Source organism: Pseudomonas sp. URMO17WK12:I12, from assembly GCF_000514395.1.
Classification (GTDB): domain Bacteria; phylum Pseudomonadota; class Gammaproteobacteria; order Pseudomonadales; family Pseudomonadaceae; genus Aquipseudomonas; species Aquipseudomonas mucoides.
This window is the reverse complement of record NZ_AZVV01000011.1, coordinates 35,162-51,736: the sequence shown is the minus strand read 5'-3', so window position 1 is coordinate 51,736 and position 16,575 is coordinate 35,162. Positions and strand designations below refer to the sequence as shown.

Annotated in this window: 19 protein-coding genes; 5 read left to right on the top strand and 14 right to left on the bottom strand. The window is 59.1% G+C overall.

Annotated features, from left to right (window positions below):
• Positions 1-33: 33 nt before the first annotated feature.
• The 5 genes from D882_RS0115990 to D882_RS0115970 all read right to left on the bottom strand — a co-directional run bounded on the left by D882_RS0115990 (position 34) and on the right by D882_RS0115970 (position 3,485).
• Positions 34-432 (bottom strand): hypothetical protein, encoded by a 399-nt coding sequence (locus D882_RS0115990; RefSeq protein WP_027924177.1) that lies wholly within the window; start codon positions 430-432, stop codon positions 34-36.
• A 319-nt stretch (positions 433-751) separates the two neighbouring features.
• Positions 752-2,050 carry an NAD(P)/FAD-dependent oxidoreductase gene (locus D882_RS0115985; RefSeq protein WP_027924176.1) on the bottom strand — a complete coding sequence of 433 codons (1,299 nt, stop codon included), beginning with the start codon at positions 2,048-2,050 and terminating at the stop codon, positions 752-754.
• A gap of 60 nt (positions 2,051-2,110) precedes the next feature.
• On the bottom strand, positions 2,111-2,284 hold the full coding sequence (locus D882_RS01000000131170) for a DUF3094 domain-containing protein (protein ID WP_032833555.1): 174 nt from the start codon (positions 2,282-2,284) through the stop codon (positions 2,111-2,113).
• Positions 2,285-2,334: 50 nt separating this feature from the next.
• Positions 2,335-2,862 carry an MOSC domain-containing protein gene (locus D882_RS0115975; protein WP_027924175.1) on the bottom strand — a complete coding sequence of 176 codons (528 nt, stop codon included), beginning with the start codon at positions 2,860-2,862 and terminating at the stop codon, positions 2,335-2,337.
• The gene (locus D882_RS0115970; protein WP_027924174.1) at positions 2,859-3,485 is read right to left on the bottom strand and encodes a DUF1780 domain-containing protein; all 627 of its coding nucleotides are present in this window, start codon (positions 3,483-3,485) and stop codon (positions 2,859-2,861) included. The genes D882_RS0115975 and D882_RS0115970 overlap by 4 nt, the downstream gene beginning before the upstream one ends.
• A 128-nt stretch (positions 3,486-3,613) precedes the next feature.
• On the opposite strand from D882_RS0115970, the gene D882_RS0115965 reads away from it, so the two are divergent.
• The 3 genes from D882_RS0115965 (at position 3,614) to D882_RS0115955 (ending at position 5,046) form a co-directional block, all read left to right on the top strand.
• Complete coding sequence (locus D882_RS0115965) at positions 3,614-4,081, top strand: hypothetical protein (RefSeq protein WP_027924173.1); 468 nt, start codon at positions 3,614-3,616, stop codon at positions 4,079-4,081.
• Entirely contained in the window at positions 4,078-4,767 is a 690-nt protein-coding gene (locus tag D882_RS0115960; protein WP_027924172.1) for an energy-coupling factor ABC transporter permease, read from the top strand. The genes D882_RS0115965 and D882_RS0115960 overlap by 4 nt, the downstream gene beginning before the upstream one ends.
• Before the next feature lie 63 nt (positions 4,768-4,830).
• Positions 4,831-5,046 carry a hypothetical protein gene (locus D882_RS0115955; RefSeq protein ID WP_027924171.1) on the top strand — a complete coding sequence of 72 codons (216 nt, stop codon included), beginning with the start codon at positions 4,831-4,833 and terminating at the stop codon, positions 5,044-5,046.
• A gap of 4 nt (positions 5,047-5,050) precedes the next feature.
• Here the strand turns inward: D882_RS0115955 and yacG are convergent, their stop codons facing one another.
• The 5 genes from yacG to pilB are packed head-to-tail and all read right to left on the bottom strand — an operon-like array spanning position 5,051 to position 9,662.
• Positions 5,051-5,251, bottom strand: a complete 201-nt coding sequence (yacG, locus tag D882_RS0115950; protein ID WP_027924170.1) for a DNA gyrase inhibitor YacG — start codon at positions 5,249-5,251, stop codon at positions 5,051-5,053.
• Positions 5,248-5,871: a dephospho-CoA kinase gene (gene coaE, locus D882_RS0115945; RefSeq protein WP_027924169.1), complete on the bottom strand. Its 624-nt coding sequence runs from the start codon at positions 5,869-5,871 to the stop codon at positions 5,248-5,250. Before coaE ends, yacG begins: the two co-directional genes overlap by 4 nt.
• Positions 5,868-6,740 (bottom strand): A24 family peptidase, encoded by an 873-nt coding sequence (locus D882_RS0115940; RefSeq protein WP_027924168.1) that lies wholly within the window; start codon positions 6,738-6,740, stop codon positions 5,868-5,870. The genes coaE and D882_RS0115940 overlap by 4 nt, the downstream gene beginning before the upstream one ends.
• Position 6,741: 1 nt before the next feature.
• Positions 6,742-7,959 (bottom strand): type II secretion system F family protein, encoded by a 1,218-nt coding sequence (locus D882_RS0115935; RefSeq protein WP_027924167.1) that lies wholly within the window; start codon positions 7,957-7,959, stop codon positions 6,742-6,744.
• A 2-nt stretch (positions 7,960-7,961) separates the two neighbouring features.
• Positions 7,962-9,662, bottom strand: coding sequence for a type IV-A pilus assembly ATPase PilB (pilB, locus tag D882_RS0115930; protein ID WP_027924166.1), 1,701 nt, complete (start codon positions 9,660-9,662; stop codon positions 7,962-7,964).
• Positions 9,663-9,887: 225 nt separating this feature from the next.
• On the opposite strand from pilB, the gene D882_RS0115925 reads away from it, so the two are divergent.
• Positions 9,888-10,310 (top strand): pilin, encoded by a 423-nt coding sequence (locus tag D882_RS0115925; RefSeq protein WP_027924165.1) that lies wholly within the window; start codon positions 9,888-9,890, stop codon positions 10,308-10,310.
• A 310-nt stretch (positions 10,311-10,620) separates the two neighbouring features.
• Entirely contained in the window at positions 10,621-10,974 is a 354-nt protein-coding gene (locus D882_RS0115920) for a BON domain-containing protein (RefSeq protein WP_027924164.1), read from the top strand.
• Positions 10,975-11,155: 181 nt separating this feature from the next.
• Here D882_RS0115920 and D882_RS0115915 read toward each other — a convergent pair whose 3' ends face one another.
• From D882_RS0115915 to D882_RS0115900, 4 genes are all read right to left on the bottom strand, one after another.
• Positions 11,156-11,416, bottom strand: a complete 261-nt coding sequence (locus D882_RS0115915; protein WP_050590206.1) for a DUF2845 domain-containing protein — start codon at positions 11,414-11,416, stop codon at positions 11,156-11,158.
• A 35-nt stretch (positions 11,417-11,451) separates the two neighbouring features.
• A complete protein-coding gene (locus tag D882_RS0115910; RefSeq protein ID WP_032833554.1) occupies positions 11,452-14,403 on the bottom strand; it encodes a DUF748 domain-containing protein in 2,952 nt (983 codons plus the stop codon).
• Positions 14,404-14,496: 93 nt separating this feature from the next.
• Entirely contained in the window at positions 14,497-15,513 is a 1,017-nt protein-coding gene (locus D882_RS0115905; protein WP_027924161.1) for a class I SAM-dependent rRNA methyltransferase, read from the bottom strand.
• A gap of 156 nt (positions 15,514-15,669) precedes the next feature.
• Positions 15,670-16,542 (bottom strand): oxygenase MpaB family protein, encoded by an 873-nt coding sequence (locus D882_RS0115900; RefSeq protein ID WP_027924160.1) that lies wholly within the window; start codon positions 16,540-16,542, stop codon positions 15,670-15,672.
• Between the last annotated feature and the right edge of the window lie 33 nt (positions 16,543-16,575).

The following is a 16,575-nucleotide window of genomic DNA, read 5'->3' as shown; positions in this document are numbered from 1 at the left end:
CGGTAGAGAAAGCGGGGCGTGGTGCTCAGAGGCTTAGGCGCCGTCTTGGTCTTTCAGGTGCTCGAACAGGCCTTTTGGCATTTTCTTGCCGTTGGCTTCGTAGTTGGCTTTCACGTTATCAAACGCTTCTTGCTCGTCGATGAAGCCATCGTGGTTAGTGTCGATCTTGTCGAAGTTGGATTTCGGCGCGACAGCCTGGAATTCGGCGCGGGAGACCTTGCCGTCGCCATCAGTGTCAGTCTTGGCCATCGACGCATCGCCACACTTGCCTTCGCCACACTTGCCTTCAGGGGTTTTCACCACCTGTTCAGCCGAGGCCAACAGATAGCCTTGAGTCAGTGGCTGCGAAGCGAAGACGGAGCCGGTCAACATCATGCCGCCCGCCAGAACAGCGCCAAGCAGACCGATAGTATTTTTGGTAGTACGGGACATTTCAATTCTCCTGGGTTGCACGACACAACCACTTGATAGAGGGTTGCCACGTAAGTGCGGCGACAACCGAAGCTGGCGAGTTGCCTTGCTCGGGTGTGGCCATTTAGCGGGATGGGTGTATCGCTACTGTGTCGCGCAAGGGGGGAGTTTGTAAGCGAAGGGGCGAAAACGCAGGGGGAGATACAGTGAGACACAGAAGTGTTTGCAGGAGAGACCGAGGCGACTGCATCGCGGGCACGCCACGCTCCCACAGGAGGATGCAGATCAACTGTGGGAGTGTGGCGTGGCCGCGATGAGGCCCTGACGCATGCCGGAAATTTTAGTGCAGTTTGAGTCGCGGTTCAGTCCCGCGCCCGATTTTACTGCCCAGCATCAGCATCGCCGTACGGAACGCCCCATACAGCGCCATCTGGTGCATGCGGTACAGCGACACGTAAAACATCCGCGCCAGCCAGCCTTCCAACATCACGCTGCCCGTCAGGTTGCCCATCAAGTTACCCACAGCCGAAAAACGCGACAGCGAGATCAACGAGCCGTAATCGGTGTACTTGTACTCCGGCAACGCCTTGCCCTCGATCCGCAGCTTCAGCGATTTGGCCAGCAACGACGCCTGCTGATGCGCCGCCTGAGCGCGCGGCGGCACATTGCGATCGGTACCTGGTTGCGGGCAGGCCGCGCAATCGCCGAATGCGAAGATGTTCTCGTCGCGGGTGGTTTGCAGGGTCGGCAGCACTTGCAGCTGGTTGATGCGGTTGGTTTCCAGGCCATCGATGTCCTTGAGGAAGCCCGGCGCACGAATCCCGGCGGCCCAGACTTTCAGGCTCGCGTTGATCACTTTGCCATCGGCGGTGATCAGGCTGTCGGCCGTCACTTCACTGACCGCCGCATTGGTCATAACGTTGACCCCGAGTTTCTCCAGGGTTTTATGCACAGGCCCGCCGATGCGTTCCGGCAGGGCCGGCAATACCCGTGGACCGGCTTCGATCAGGGTGATGTGCATGTTTTCCGGTTTGATCCGGTCCAGACCATACGCCGCCAGTTCATGCGCTGCGTTGTGCAGCTCGGCAGCGAGTTCGACACCGGTGGCCCCGGCGCCGACGATGGCCACGCTGATCTGTTCGACCTTGTCGGTTTGCCCGGCATGGGCACGCAGATAATGGTTGAGCAATTGCTGGTGGAAGCGTTCGGCCTGTTTGCGGGTGTCGAGGAACAGGCAATGCTGCGCCGCGCCCTGGGTGCCGAAATCATTGGTGGTGCTGCCGACCGAGATCACCAGCGAGTCGTAACCCACTTCACGGGCGGGCACCAGTTCCAGGCCGGCTTCGTCGTAAGTGGCGGCCAGCTGGATTTTTTTCTGCGTGCGATCGAGCCCGCTCATGCGCCCCAGCTGGAACTCGAAGTGGTTCCATTTGGCTTGGGCAACATAGTTGAGTTCGTCTTCGGAAGAGTTCAGCGACCCGGCCGCCACTTCGTGCAGCAGCGGTTTCCAGATGTGGGTCAGGTTCGCGTCGACCAGCATCACACTGGCCGTGCCACGCTTGCCCAGAGTCTTACCCAGACGGGTAGCCAACTCCAGACCGCCGGCGCCGCCGCCGACAATAACAATACGATGGGACATGGGGATAACTCGCAAGGCTAAAAGAAATCGGTACGGTTACCCGAGCGAGCGCAAGGCAGCTCATAGCGTCAGGTAACTGATAAATCGGCTCAACAGGCCAAGGCCTATGGTCACTGCCAACACCACCACCAGGAGCATCCACGGCCGGAAAGGCCGGCGCTCGACTTGGTGCTGGGACAAGTGCAGGTACTCTTCGACATGCTTTTGGTCGTCGGGGTTCAGGCGGCTGGTCATAAAGGCCTCGTCAGTAGACGTTGCTGAATGTGTAGAAGCTACAGGCAGATTTAACGCACGTTGAACGGAGCATAGCCGCTGTCCGGGATGGGCTCGACGCTCACCGTGTCGTCCAGTCGAATGATTCCACTTTGTATCACCCGAGCGGTGATTCCGCCATGGCCACGCACGGCCTGAAAGGTCCCGGGGCCGAGGTTGTTTTGCAGACGCGCGCAAGGCTGGCACCAACCGGTGGTTTCGAAAATCGCCTGACCGATCCGGAAGCGCCGGCCCTTGAGACTGAACAGGTTGATACCGCTAATAACGAGGTTGCGCCGCAAATCATCAGGTAAAATCGGTTGATCGTCCGGGCGGCCCATCAGAGAACTGATGACGGCCAAGTGTTCCCATTGAATCAATGTCACCTGCCGCGCGTTACTGATGCCAGGACGGGCTCGATCGCCAGTCAAGCCGGCCTCGAGTCGCGCTTCCACTGCATCCAGTTCGATCATCGGTACGTGAGGTTCCGGGCGCACGCCGATCCAGCGGACTCGGCCAGTTTGCGGGACATGTGCGATCAATTCCTGCAATGGGCTCACAGGCTGATTCCGACATCGAAGACGATGCTGCGCCCCAGGTTGCTGCGCAGGAAATCCGGCGCATCCGGGTGCGCGAACAGCACCCGGGCGAATGTCGGGCCGACCAGCGACAACGAACGCCAGCCCTGGCGCAAATATTCGGTGGGCGGCGGAAAATGGCTGTTGAGGTCCAGCACTTCACGCTTGAGGCTGGCGAAGGCGATGATGTCGAGCTCCCCCAGGTCCATGCCGCGTTCTTTGTAGTTGTGCGCTTTTTTGCGCAAGGTCGGCGCCAGTCGCAGCAAAAACTCATTGGCAGGAATGCGCTTAGGCTTGGCTTCGCGGCGCACCAACTGGCTCAGAGAAAACGCGCTGCGCCGACGTTGCAGCTCGTCGCGCCATTCGTCGTTCAGTCGGCGGCCCTCATCGAGTACGAAGAACACTTCGAAATTCGCTTCGCGAAACAACACGTCCGGCGGCTCCCCGGCCGGGGCGAACTCGTCGGCGCGGTAGGAAATGTTCAGGCCTTGCAGCAGGCGCTGGCACACCCAACGCTCACGCTCCCATTTGCGGGCATTGGAAAGGAACGCGTTGGCTTGCTCGGCCGCAATGGTCAGCAGGCGTAAATAATCTGAGTCATCCATAGGCCCAAGCTTAGCGTTCAAATGCGACAAGCAGAAACCGTTTACCGGCATTGGAGATCACTGGGCAGTCAGAATCGGCGGTGTAGACTGATGGCCATCATGCGTAAGCGATAGTACGAGGTGTGAACGTGAAATATTGGCCGGTGTTGCTGCTCAGTTTTCTACCCGTGTGGGCCCAGGCGCTGGAGGTGGGTGAGCGACTGGCGCCCTGGACCCTGCTCGATCAGTTCGATCAGGCCTTCACGCTCGATAATCAGACTCAGACGCTGCTGGTGGCGCGGAGCATGGAAGCCGCCAAACTGGTTGAGGCGGCGTTGCAAGGCCAGCCCAAAGGCTATCTGGAGGCGCGGCACGTTGTATTTCTAGCGGACATCCAACGCATGCCACAGCTGATCGCGAAGATGTTTGCCATTCCGGCCATGCGCGATTATTCCTACAGGGTAATGCTGGACCGTGAGGGGCGCGTAGTGCCGCGTTACCCAGGTGCAGAGGATAAAGTGCTGTGGCTGCAACTCAAGGCAGGCCAATTGGTGGCGCAACACGAATACAGCACGGCCGCGCAGCTGCATGAGGCGCTGGAGAAGGTCCGGCCATGATCGGTGCCGAGCTACTGTCACCCGAAACGCTGACGGTCGGCTGGCTGATCTATGTGCCCGTGCTGCTCTGGGCGATCTGGCGTGCGCCGTGGGTGGAGTTATTCACCGACAGTCGGCGCCAGCATTTGCTGTTCGGTACGGTGTTCGCGCTGTTTATGCTGTGGCTGGTGCGGCGGGATTTTGATACCGGCGTGTCTTATCACTTCATCGGTATGACGGCCGTCACGTTGTTGCTGGACTGGCCGCTGGCAATCGTCGGTGGCTTGATTGCGCAGTTCGGGCTGGTGCTGCTCGGGCGTCAGGACCTGGTCGCCGTAGGGGTGAACGGGGCGTTGCTGATTTTGCTACCCGTGCTGGTTACTGAGTGCATCGCCATCCTGGTAGAGCGGGCGCAACCGCGAAATCCCTTTGTGTATATCTTCTGTTCGGGTTTTTTTGCCGCCGCGCTGTCGGCATTGTTGTGTCTGCTGCTGGCGCTGGGGGTGCTGTGGTACGACGAAATTTTTGTCATGCCGTATTGGCTCGAAGATTTTGTCGGCTATCTGTGGCTGCTGATTTTTCCGGAAGCGTTCATCAACGGCATGATCGTCAGCGCGTTGGTGGTGTTTTGCCCGGAATGGCTGGAGACGTTCAATCGCACACGCTACCTGTCGGCCCCTTGGAAAGACGACGATCCGAATTCTTGATCCACATCAAATCGGCTAAACGCCGGTGAACTCATGCTCGACAAAATCTTGAGGAGCATCGACATGAGTGTGTACGAATGGGCAAGACAGGAGCTGCGTCAGAGTCTGGATGGGGCGCAGGAGGTGGGTTTTGATCCGGGGTTGAGCCTGCGCGCCTTGCTCAGCGCAGTGGTGCAACAAAGCAAGGCGGTGCGCAGTATCGAGGACCTGGCTGACGAGTTGCGCTTTCTCGCGGAAAACCTCGATGACGACCAGGACTACGGTTTTATGCGGCCCTGAGAAATCAGTGGCGCGGGTCGAAATCTTCGCTGAACAGCTCGTCTTCAGCGTCCGGGCTGACCGGAATCTTGTGTTCTTCCGATGCCCATGCCCCGAGGTCGATCAATTTGCAACGGTCCGAGCAGAACGGCCGAAATTTGTTCTCGGGGCTCCATTCGACAGGCGCGCCACAGGTTGGGCATTCGACGGTTGTTGGTTGGCTCATGACTGGCCTCCACGCAAAGTAAGGTAAAAGTGATGCAGGCGTTCGACCTCGCTGTGCAGCCAGGCGAGGTCGCGGTCGTTGACCACCACATCGTCGGCATGGCTCAAGCGGTCTTCGCGGCTGGACTGGGCCTTGAGGATCGCCTGGACCTGTTGCTCGCTGGTCTGGTCGCGCTGCAAGGTGCGTTCGATCTGTAACTGTTCCGGCGCATCGATCACCAGCACCCGTTGGGTCATGGCGTACTGCCCGGACTCGATCAACAGGGGCGAAACCAGAATCGCGTAGGGCGATTGTGCCTTGGCCAGATTGTGTGCGATTTCTTCACCGATCAACGGATGCAGCAGGCCTTCGAGCCACAGGCGTTCTTCCGGCACTTCAAAAATCAGTTTTCGAAGAGCGGCGCGGTCCAGTTGCCCATCGGCTTGCAGCACGCCGGGGCCGAAGTGTTCGGCGATGGCGGCCAGCGCCGGGCGACCCGGTTCCACCACCCAACGCGCCGCATGATCAGCGTCGACGACGTGGATACCGAGGTCGATGAAGTGTTGGGCCGCCGCGCTTTTGCCGCTGCCGATGCCGCCGGTCAGGCCAAGAATCCAGGGTTTTTCCACAGGGGTATTCATTTCAAACCGACAAACTGCCAATAGAAGTCGGTTATTTGACCACCCCAGAGCAAGGCAATCCAGCCGGCAATCGCCAGATAGGGGCCGAAGGGGATTGGCAACGAGGTTTTCGCGTCGCGCAGGCGCAACAAAATCACCCCGAGAAGGGCGCCTACCAGCGATGCCAGGAGGATCGTCAGTGGCAAAATCTGCCAGCCGCCCCAGGCACCGAGCATGGCCAGTAACTTGAAATCGCCATGGCCGATCCCGTCCTTGCCGGTGAGCAGTTTGAACAGCCAATACACCGACCACAATGCCATATACCCGGCCACTGCCCCCCAGAGCGCTTCATGCAGTGAGACGAAAACGCCGAAGCTGTTGACGATCAACCCCAGCCAAAGCAGCGGCAACACCAGCACATCCGGCAGCAGTTGGTGCTCGGCGTCGATCAGACTCATCGCCAGCAAGCCCCAGGTCAGGATCAGCACCGTGCAAGCCGGCCAGCCGAAACCGAAATGCCAGGCGATAAACGCCGAAAGCAGACCGCACGCCAGTTCGGTCAGCGGATAGCGCTTGCTGATCGGTGCGGCGCAGCTTGAGCAGCGACCGCGTAAAAACAGGTAACTGAGCACCGGAATGTTTTCCCACGCGCGAATCCGATGGTCGCAGTGCGGGCAGTGGGAGTGGGGCAGCATCAAGTTGTAGGTCGGCCCCGGCACTTCGGGAGGCACGCCCAGCACGTCATGGGCTTGCAGTCGCCATTCGCGCTGGAGCATTTTTGGCAGGCGCCAGACCACCACATTGAGAAAACTGCCCACCACCAGGCCCACCGCCAAGGCGATGACCACGAAAAACGCCGGGTAAACCGTGAGGATTTCAGTCAATGGCATGTCAGATCGCTGAGCCGAGTTGGAAGATGGGCAGGTACATCGCAACCACAAGGCCTCCGACGATAACACCGAGCACGACCATGATGAATGGCTCCATCAGGCTGGTGAGGTTATCGACCATGTTGTCCACTTCGTCTTCGTAGAAGCTCGCGACCTTGTCGAGCATGTCGTCCAGCGCACCGGACTCTTCGCCAATGGCCGTCATCTGAATCGCCATGTTGGGAAAGATGCCGGACGTGCGCATGGAAAAATTCAGCTGCATGCCGGTCGACACGTCCTGCTTGATGCGCAACACCGCGCGCTTGAACACGATGTTGCCGGTGGCGCCGGCCACTGAATCCAGCGCTTCGACCAGTGGCACGCCAGCGGCAAAGGTGGTCGACAGCGTGCGGGCGTAGCGGGCCACGGCAGACTTGTACATCAGCGTGCCAATCAACGGCAGTTTCAACAGCCAGGTGTCCAGCCAGTCGCGAAACCCCGGGGATTTCCTGAAGGCGTGACGCACACCGAAAATGCCCGCGAACACCCCGCCGAGCATTGCCCACCACCACTGCTGCATGAATTCCGACAGACCGATGACCATCACTGTGAACGCCGGCAATTCGGCCCCAAAGCCCTTGAACACTGACTCGAACTGCGGCACGACCTTGACCAGCAGAATCCCGGTGACAATGATCGCGACGAAGACCACCGCCAGCGGGTAGGTCATGGCTTTCTTGATCTTGGCCTTGAGGCTTTCGCTCTTTTCCTTGTAAGTCGCAACCCGCTCCAACAGGGTATCGAGGGCGCCGGCCTGCTCGCCGGCGTCCACCAGGTTGCAGTAAAGCTCATCGAAATACTGCGGCTTCTTACGCAGGGACGCGGCGAAGCTGTTACCCGCCGCCACTTCCTGTTTGACCTCGTCCACCAGCTTGCGCATCGCCGGGTTATCGAAGCCTTCGCCGATGATGTCGAACGATTGCAGGAGCGGCACGCCGGCTTTCATCATGGTCGCCATCTGCCGGGTGAACAGGGCTATGTCCTGGGCCTTGATGCGTTTGCCCAGGTTGAAAAACGACGCGGATTTCTTGCGCACCTTGCCGGGGTTGATGCCTTGCTTGCGCAGTTGAGCCTTGATCAACGCCGGGTTCTGGCCGCTCAGCTCGCCGGTCATTTTCGTGCCTTTGCGGTCTGTGCCTTCCCAGGCATAGACGCTGATTTTTGCTGCTTTGACCGCCATGTTCAGTCCTTGGTGACCCGGTTGATTTCTTCAAGGCTGGTGACGCCGTGCATGGCCTTGATCAGGCCCGAGGTGCGCAAGTCGTTGAAACCGTCCTTGCGCATCTGGCTGTCGATTTCCAGTGAATTGCCTTCGGCCATGATCAGCCGTTGCAGGTCCTTGGTGTTCTTCACCACTTCATAAATCCCGACTCGCCCTTTGTAGCCGCCGTTGCACTGATCGCAACCGACCGGATCATAGATCGTGAATGAGCCGATGCGTTCCTCGGGAAAGCCTTCCTTGAGCAGCGTTTCGCGGGGAATCTCGAGGGGTGTCTTGCAGTGACTGCACAATTTGCGCGCCAGTCGCTGGGCGATGATCAGGGTGACCGAGGTGGCGATGTTGAAGCCCTGAATGCCCATGTTGAGCAAACGGGTCAGGGTTTCGGCCGCGCTGTTGGTGTGCAAAGTGGACAGCACCATGTGCCCGGTCTGCGCGGCCTTGATGGCGATCTCGGCGGTTTCGAGGTCACGGATTTCGCCGACCATGATCACGTCCGGGTCCTGGCGCAGGAACGAACGCAGTGCCTGGGCGAAATCCAGCCCTTGCTTGGGATTGACGTTGACCTGATTGATGCCTTCCATGTTGATCTCTACCGGGTCTTCGGCGGTGGAAATGTTGATGTCGACGGTGTTGAGAATATTCAGGCCGGTGTAGAGCGACACGGTCTTGCCCGAGCCGGTGGGGCCGGTGACCAGAATCATCCCCTGTGGCTGCTTCAGGGCGGCCATGTACAGGTCTTTCTGGTCGGGTTCGTAGCCGAGGGCATCAATGCCCATTTGCGCGCTGGCCGGGTCGAGGATCCGGATCACCACTTTCTCGCCCCACAAGGTCGGCAGGGTATTGACCCGAAAGTCGATGGACTTGCTTTTGGACAGGCGCATTTTGATCCGCCCGTCCTGAGGTTTGCGCCGCTCGGAGATGTCCAGGCTGGCCATGACTTTCAGCCGCGCCGCAATGCGGCTGGCCAACTGGATGGGCGGCTTGGCCACTTCGCGCAACATGCCGTCGGTGCGCATCCGCACCCGGTAGGTTTTTTCGTAGGGCTCGAAGTGCAGGTCGGAAGAGCCGCTCTTGATCGCGTCGAGCAGCATTTTGTGGACGAACCGCACCACGGGGGCGTCATCGGCATCCTGCCCGGCGATGGCGTCATTTTTGTTGTCGTCGGCCGACTCGATGTCCAACCCATCGAGGTCAACGTCTGCCATGTCTTCCAGGCCACTGGCGTGGCTGTCGAAGAATTTTTCGATGGCCTCACTGAGTTTGTCGTCCTCCACCAGGATGGCTTCGGTGTTTAGCCCGGTGCTGAACTGGATGTCATTGATCGCCTGATGATTGGTCGGGTCGGAAACCCCCACGAACAACTTGTTGCCGCGCCGCCAGAGGGGTAGGGCGTGGTGCTGGCGGATCAGTTTTTCGCTGACCAGTCCCTTGGGCTGGGTTTCCCTGTCCAGGCCATTGAGGTCGAGCAGCGCCATGCCGAAATGCTCCGAGGCGATCTCGGCGATCTGGCGGCTCTTCACCAGTTTGTTTTGCACCAGGTAACTGACCAGGGAGATTTTATTGCGTTGGGCTTGCTGATACGCCTGTTGCGCGCTTTTGTCAGTGAGCAGCTCGGCCAGGACCAATTGCTTGGCCAGACCGCTAAGGGCGATGTCATTCATTGGGATACCGGACACAGACAGTTCATGACTTATAGCCTAGTCAAGGACCCGAGCCCAACCAGCCGTGTTGAGGTGACAAAAAGTGTCAGATAGTGCGGTTGCTGGGTGTCGCAAAGGTCCTTTGATCGACACTGCTCCCCGCCAGCAGGGGCTGTAGCGCTTGGCACGGGCTGTGCTGGAGCTCTTTCAGATCATGAGATTCCGACTCATGCATGGAGCTTGTCTATGAAGACTCAGAAAGGTTTTACCCTGATCGAACTGCTGATCGTGGTGGCGATCATCGGGATTCTGGCGACGTTTGCGTTGCCGATGTATTCCAAATATCAGGCCCGGGCGAAAGTGACGGCGGGTCTGGCCGAGATTTCCGCGATGAAGGTGCCGTATGAAGATGTGATCAACCAGGGCACTGCGCCAACGGTTGCCAACGTGGCGCCGGCAGGTAGTGCCACGACCAGCAATTGTACGGTCGCGGTGACTGGCACGGCGTCCACAGGCGCGGGCACGATTGTGTGCACGATTCTGAATGCACCGGCGCCAGTGCTGAGCAAGACCATTACCTTGACCCGCGATGCAACCAATGGCTGGTCGTGTACCAGCACCGCTCAACAGGACTACGTGCCTAAAGGTTGCACGGGTTCCGCTACCTGAAGGCTGACCTCCAGAACAGCCCCGCGTCCAAAGGACACGGGGCTTTTTTTTGCTTGCGAATGTCTTTCAGACACAGAAAAAAAGCCAAAAAATTCAGCGTGTTAGGAACTTTGTGAAAAGCCGCATGTTGCATGCAGAGATTTCCCAGGTCATGCATTTTGCATGATTTCGAAAATGGGTCTAATTTGCAAGCTATTGATTTATAAGGATTTATTGGTTGTCTCAAAGTTGGCACAGCGTTCGCAACATACTCAGTAACCCTGCTGAGAAGACAACCAGCAGACTTTCTAGAAAAACAGGAGTTACTCGTATGAAGAAGTTCGCTATCGCTGCCGCTACTGCTACCGCGCTGACCCTGACCATGGCCAACGTGGCATTCGCACAGACCACCACCACTCAAGCGCCAATGACCTTGGCTGCTGGTGAAATGACCAAGGCCGAGGAAGCTACTTCCGATACCTGGATCACTACCAAAGTCAAAAGCGACCTGCTGACCGAAAAAGGCATTCCTGGTACCGACATCAAAGTTGAAACCAACAAAGGTGTTGTGTCGCTGTCGTCCACTGTTGCAGTGACTGATTCCCAGAAAGCCACCGCCGTGGCGATCACCAAGAAAATCAAAGGCGTCAAAGCGGTCTCCGCTGACGGCCTGAAAGCCGAGTAAGGCAAGACTTCTCGCCTGGACCGGGAGAAGGTGTGGCAGACGGGCTGAGTAATACGCCTGCCGCTTCTTAGGAGTTCATGCGAACGGCCATAAGGATGTGGCCATTACAGGCCTCCGACATTCGTGTCGGGGGCCTGTTCTATTTGCGGCACCCAAAATCAAAATGTAGGAGTGGTGAAGTTCAGTTGCCGCGCTTGCTGGTGATCTGCCTCAGGCGATTCCCTTCAAACCGCAGGAACTGGTACATCCCGCCATTGGGCCCGTACGTCCATTCTTCCACCTGAAACTCTTCGCGTCGGTTGGCACTGCGTTTGTAGCCCAGCACATCGCGGCTGACCGGTTCCCCGCACTTCTGCAGCACTTCGCTGGACCTGTCCCCAACGCTGATCAATTGACTGCCGCAGCGCAGCGTATCGGCCGCCGAGGCCTGGCTGGCAACCATCACCAGGGCCAGGCCCGCCAGCAATCGCCTCACGATCACTCCGCGTCCAGATGCAGCGGCGTTACCACCCGGCCATCACTTTCGGCTTCGCCAAGGTTGGCGTCGATGAAGTACACACGGTCATCGGCCAACTGACCCTTATCCACCAGATAGTCCTTGATGCTGCTGGCGCGCTCCTGCCCCAACTGACGCAACAGCACATCGCTGGTGCTCCAGAACTTGATCACGTCGGCGCGCATTTTCGCGGTGCGTTCTTCCTTGCCCAGGTCCTTCCATTCGGCTGGCGGCTGGGTCTTCAGGCGTGTGCGGTAGATGCCTTCCAGCAGCGGGCCTTTCTCGTTCTCCGGGACCTCGAGCAACGAAGCCTGGGCCGGCACCTTGTCGCCACGACGCTGGAGCATTTTGTAGTAGTTGTACTGGTATTCACGTTCCAGGCGTTGCTCGGCAATCAGCGGGCCGTCGCTGCTGGCGGCGGCCGTGCCTTCGATTTCCAGGCGCAGGGCTGGACGTTCCTTCAAGGCTTGGGACAGTTTGACCAGGGCGCCTTCAGCGTCCTTGCTCAAATCGCTTGAACCCGGCGCGAACGACACGGTGCCCAAGTCCTCGGAACCGCCGCCACTGACCAGTCCGCCAATCAGTTTGAACGGCGCAGCGGCCGCTTTGACGATCAGGTTGCGCAGGGTCTGCCAGACAATCGGCATGATGCTGAACTGCGGATTATTGAGGTCGCCAGTGACCGGCAACTCGATGGAAATCTTGCCATCGACATCCTTGAGCAAGGCAATCGCCAGTTTCAGCGGCAGGCTTACGGCATCCGGGCTGTCGACCTTTTCACCGAGTTGCAATTGCTCGATCACCACTTTGTTTTCGGCTTTGAGCTGGCCTTTGGTTATCAAGTAATGCACATCAAGATTGAGCCGGCCCTTGCGGATGCGATACCCGGCGAATTTGCCGGAGTAGGGCGTCAGCGTGGTCAGTTCCACCCGTTTGAAACTGGTCGCGATGTCGAGACTGGCCATTGGGTCGAACGGATTCACTGCGCCCTTGATGGTCACTGGCGCATAACGGTCAACCTTGCCCTTGACGTCCACGCTGGCCGGTTTCGCCTGACGGCTGTCGATGGTGCCGATCTGTCCGTTGAGCTGTTGGATGGCGGTGGCGAAGTTCGGTGTCAGGCTGAAGTCGGCGAAGTTCGCCGAACCGTCATTGATGGCAATGCCGCCGATGTGAATGCCCAGGGGTTTGTCTTTGCTGGCCGGTTTGGCCGCTGCGGTTTTGGCGCCGCTATCGGGCGGTTGCGGGATCAGCAGGTCATCGATGTTGGTGGTGCGATCATCGTTGATCATGAAGCGCGCATACGGCTGGAACAGGTTGACCTTGTCGATCGACAGGCTGTCGCCGTGCTGATAATTCAGGCCTTCGAGCACCAGTTGTTGCCACTTGAGGAAGTCGCGGGTTTTAAGGGTGTCGAGGGTGTGCAACTGATCGACCTGTGCACGACCGGTGACGCTGAACGCCAACGGCTCGGTGCTTTTCAGATCGACCGCCAGATCACTGCCCAGCATGCCGCTGCGCAGTTCCAGGCGAATGAACGGGGTGATGTAGGACTGTGCGATACGCAGGTCAATGTCTTTGGTCTGTACCTTCAGTTTGGCGCTGATCGGGGCGAGATTGACCACGCCGTCTGCCAGGAGCTTGCCCTGTTTACCCACGCCGGTGTCGAGCTTGAGATTGAAAGGTGAGCCATTAAGGCTGTCGAAGTTCTGCAAGTCCAGATTCAACGGGCCGACTTCCAGCGCTACGGGGGGCTGCGCCTTGCGGTCGGCCAGATGCACCTGGTAATCGCGCAGCTGCACGTCTTTGAGCAGCACCTGCCACGGTTTGCTCGGTGGCGCCGGTTCCGGTTTGGGCGAGTCGGCTGCCGCTGGCGTACTGGCCGGTTCGGCTTTGGCTTTGGCGGCGGATTTGGACGGCTGGCTGGCGAACAGCTTTTGCCAGTCGAGTTGCCCGTCGGCTTCGAGGGCGGCCCAGGTTTCCAGTTTCTGGCTGCGAATCTTGCCGACCACCACTTGCTGCTTGGCCAGGTCGACCGTGGTTTCGCTGATGTCCAGTCGTTCCAGTTTTGCCAAAGGTCGGCCGTCCGGGGCCTTGATCGCGAACGGCGCGATGCTGACCGCAACGTTGTTCAGCAACAGTTCGGTTTCTTTGGACAGGTTGAGTTTGTAGTCGGTACTGAGGTTCATGATGCCGCTTTCGAGGTCCAGGGGCACGGCGTCGCGCACGTAGGGCCAGAAGGCTTTCATCTTGCCGTCGGTGATTTTCAGCTTACCTTCGGAGGCGAGCGGGATCAGGCTGAAGTTGCCGGTCCAGTCGACCTGGCCGCCGTTGGGGCCGATGGCTACCAAGGTCATGTCGGCGCTGTCGTCGGGCAGAGTGCTGAGGTTTTTCAGCTCGAAGTCGAGTTTGTCGTAGAGAAATTCGATGGGTTCGCTGGGACGCGAGTCCTCGAAGTGCAACGCGCCGCCCGCGAGATTGATCCGGTCCACGCGCAGCGGAAATGGTTTGGCGTTCGGGTCGGCAGGTGTCGGTTCGCTCGCGGGCAGTTTGAACAACCCGAGCAGGTTGAGCTGGCCGTCCTTGCCGAAGAGGATTTCGGTCTTGGGTTTGTCCAGTTCGATGTCGGACAGATGCACGGCCTTGGTCCAGAGACTGTCGACTTGCACATTGGCGTAGAGGCGTTCGAAGCCGATCTGCTCCTTGCCCGGTTCGCCGATGATCAGCCCCCAAAGGGTGACTTCAAGGCTGAACGGGTTGAGTTCGATCCGTTGAAGGTGGGCGGGCACCGTGGCGTAGTTGGCCAATTGCTGGTTGGCAACCCGCAACGCGATGCCCGGCAAAATCAGAAACCCCAGCAAGCTGTAGAGAGCCAGAGCAGTCAACAAGGCGCCGATAGCGCGAATCAATCCTTTGGGCATGTGCGGCTTCATCTGTCTGAATCGGAGTGCCTTGGAGTATGGCACGCGATTACGGTTCCGAAGTCATCACGCTTTACAGGATTTGTCTGAAAGTCAGGGGGAATCTCAGAGCTGCAGGATCAGCGTTTTCAGCGGAGGTTGTTGATCCCTCGACGGAAAATCCCCGCCCGGCGTCATCACGGTCCACTCGCGTACTGGCCGTCCGGCCTTCTCTGCACAGCGCAACACCTGTTCGCGCCAGTCGTCCATGCTGACCTTCGCCAGGTTGTTGCAGCAGATCAGCACGCCGTTGTCGGCGGTGGTCAGCAGCGCGGGTTTGAGCAGGCTCTGGTAGTCGCGCAGCAGGTCGACGGTGCCGAAAGCGCTCTTGGCCCAGGCGGGTGGATCGAGCAGCACCAGATCGTACTGACGCTGTTCCAGTCGCTGGTAACTCGGCAGTTTCTGCCCGCGTCGTTGACTGATCGGCAGGCCCGCCAACTGGCGGATTGCCGGAAAGTAATCGGACTGGATGAATTGCATGGCGGGCAATTGTGGATTGAGCAGCCCGTTCTCGTGGCCGACCGCCAGGTTACCCTCGGCGAAATCCAGGTTGCACACCTCACGGGCGCCACCGGCCGCAGCACTCAGGCCGACGCCACAGGTGTAGGCAAACAAGTTGAGCACGCTTTTGTTTTGGCTGTGCGCCTTGACCCATCCGCGGGTGTTGCGCAGGTCGAGGAACAGCAGGGGATCCTGGCCGGCGTGACGCCCGCGAACACGGTAGTTCAGGCCCCATTCGTGGCCGACCAGGTCCGCCAGCGCGGCTTCATCGGCTCGGTAGACCGTGTCTTCGCGGTCGATGCGTGAATTGCCACGGGAGCGGTCGTTGTAGACCAACAGGGTGTCGAGGCCCAAATGCTGATTGATTGCCTCGTGCAATTGCAGCAGCGCATCGCGTTCCAGCGCCTGGTGAAAGCTTTGCACCAGCAGTTGCGGTCCATAGCGGTCGATGGTCAGGCCGCCGGCGCCTTCCTGGCTGCCGTGGAACAGGCGATAGCAATCGGTGCCTTGCTGATGCAGTTCGGCAAGCAGGTCCTGGCGATGTTCTAGGGCGGCGCGCAGCGCCTGATTCAAGGAAGACATGCTGGGCGCCTTGCAGGAGGGAATTTGGCGCGGGAGTTTAGCAGCTTGGCGCCATACCGAGGTGCTGCCTTCGCAAGCAGGCTCGCTCCCACAGGAATTTTGCGTTCGACACCGATCAAATGTGGGAGCGAGCCTGCTAGCGAAGCTTTTAGCTTTTCAGGTGAGCAACCCCATCCGCCGCTTCGCCCGCTGCACCGAGCCATTACGCACCGCCCAGCGCAACATCGGCGCACTGCGATTGACGCTGGCGCGGATCAGTTTGCGTTGCAACGGATTCTGGCTGATGCCCAGCATGTCACTGGCCCAGTCCGGCAGCAGATCGATCCCGGCCTGCATCATCAACCCGCCGAAAGGCCTGGCCAGACGGCTGGGTGATGGCGCGTTCAACAACAGTCGCAACACTTCACGGCTGCGTTCATCGCACAGCAACTGTGGGCGAATGCGCTCAAGATAATCAGCAATTTGTTGTCGCGAGCGGGGCACATCACGGGCGCCCAGTCGTTCGGCGATCAACGCGATTTCTTCGTAGTAACGGTCCTGGTCGGTCAATGACAGGTGCGGATTGCGATAACGCAAATGCGCGGCGAGGAAGTTGCTGACCTCGGCCACGTGCACCCAGGTCAGCAGGTCCGGATCGCTGGCCGCATAAGGCCGACCATCCGGTGCTGTGCCGGTCACTTGTAGGTGAATGGTGCGGACTTTCTCGATCAGCCAGTCGGCATCTTTTCGTGAGCCAAACGTGGTGCCGGAGATGAACTGCCCGGTGCGGCGCAGTCGGCCGAGCATGTCCTCGCGGAAATTCGAATGGTCCCAGACCCCGGCCAGGGCCAGGGGGTGCAAGGCTTGCAGCATCAGCGCACTGATGCCGCCAATGAGCATGCTGCTGAAGTCGCCATGCACTTGCCAGCTCACCGAATCGGGGCCGAACAGGCCCGGATCGCCCTTGGGGTTTTCCAGGTCGAGCTTGCCGAGGGACAGACCGGACAGGCTCATGACCTGGGTTTCGATGCGGGTGCGGATAAATTCCATGGCGACTCAGTGGCGAAAATGAAACGCGGCCAT

Coding starts and splice junctions, on each gene's coding strand:
- D882_RS01000000131170 (WP_032833555.1), bottom strand. CDS start 2,284: ATGACCAGCCGCCTGAACCCCGACGACCAAAAGCATGTCGAAGAGTAC.
- pilB (WP_027924166.1), bottom strand. CDS start 9,662: ATGAATGACATCGCCCTTAGCGGTCTGGCCAAGCAATTGGTCCTGGCC.
- D882_RS0115915 (WP_050590206.1), bottom strand. CDS start 11,416: ATGGTTGCCAGCCAGGCCTCGGCGGCCGATACGCTGCGCTGCGGCAGT.
- coaE (WP_027924169.1), bottom strand. CDS start 5,871: ATGAATACCCCTGTGGAAAAACCCTGGATTCTTGGCCTGACCGGCGGC.
- yacG (WP_027924170.1), bottom strand. CDS start 5,251: ATGAGCCAACCAACAACCGTCGAATGCCCAACCTGTGGCGCGCCTGTC.
- D882_RS0115925 (WP_027924165.1), top strand. CDS start 9,888: ATGAAGACTCAGAAAGGTTTTACCCTGATCGAACTGCTGATCGTGGTG.
- D882_RS0115985 (WP_027924176.1), bottom strand. CDS start 2,050: ATGTCCCATCGTATTGTTATTGTCGGCGGCGGCGCCGGCGGTCTGGAG.
- D882_RS0115935 (WP_027924167.1), bottom strand. CDS start 7,959: ATGGCGGTCAAAGCAGCAAAAATCAGCGTCTATGCCTGGGAAGGCACA.
- D882_RS0115960 (WP_027924172.1), top strand. CDS start 4,078: ATGATCGGTGCCGAGCTACTGTCACCCGAAACGCTGACGGTCGGCTGG.
- D882_RS0115900 (WP_027924160.1), bottom strand. CDS start 16,542: ATGGAATTTATCCGCACCCGCATCGAAACCCAGGTCATGAGCCTGTCC.
- D882_RS0115970 (WP_027924174.1), bottom strand. CDS start 3,485: ATGGATGACTCAGATTATTTACGCCTGCTGACCATTGCGGCCGAGCAA.
- D882_RS0115990 (WP_027924177.1), bottom strand. CDS start 432: ATGTCCCGTACTACCAAAAATACTATCGGTCTGCTTGGCGCTGTTCTG.
- D882_RS0115910 (WP_032833554.1), bottom strand. CDS start 14,403: ATGAAGCCGCACATGCCCAAAGGATTGATTCGCGCTATCGGCGCCTTG.
- D882_RS0115955 (WP_027924171.1), top strand. CDS start 4,831: ATGAGTGTGTACGAATGGGCAAGACAGGAGCTGCGTCAGAGTCTGGAT.
- D882_RS0115920 (WP_027924164.1), top strand. CDS start 10,621: ATGAAGAAGTTCGCTATCGCTGCCGCTACTGCTACCGCGCTGACCCTG.
- D882_RS0115905 (WP_027924161.1), bottom strand. CDS start 15,513: ATGTCTTCCTTGAATCAGGCGCTGCGCGCCGCCCTAGAACATCGCCAG.
- D882_RS0115940 (WP_027924168.1), bottom strand. CDS start 6,740: ATGCCATTGACTGAAATCCTCACGGTTTACCCGGCGTTTTTCGTGGTC.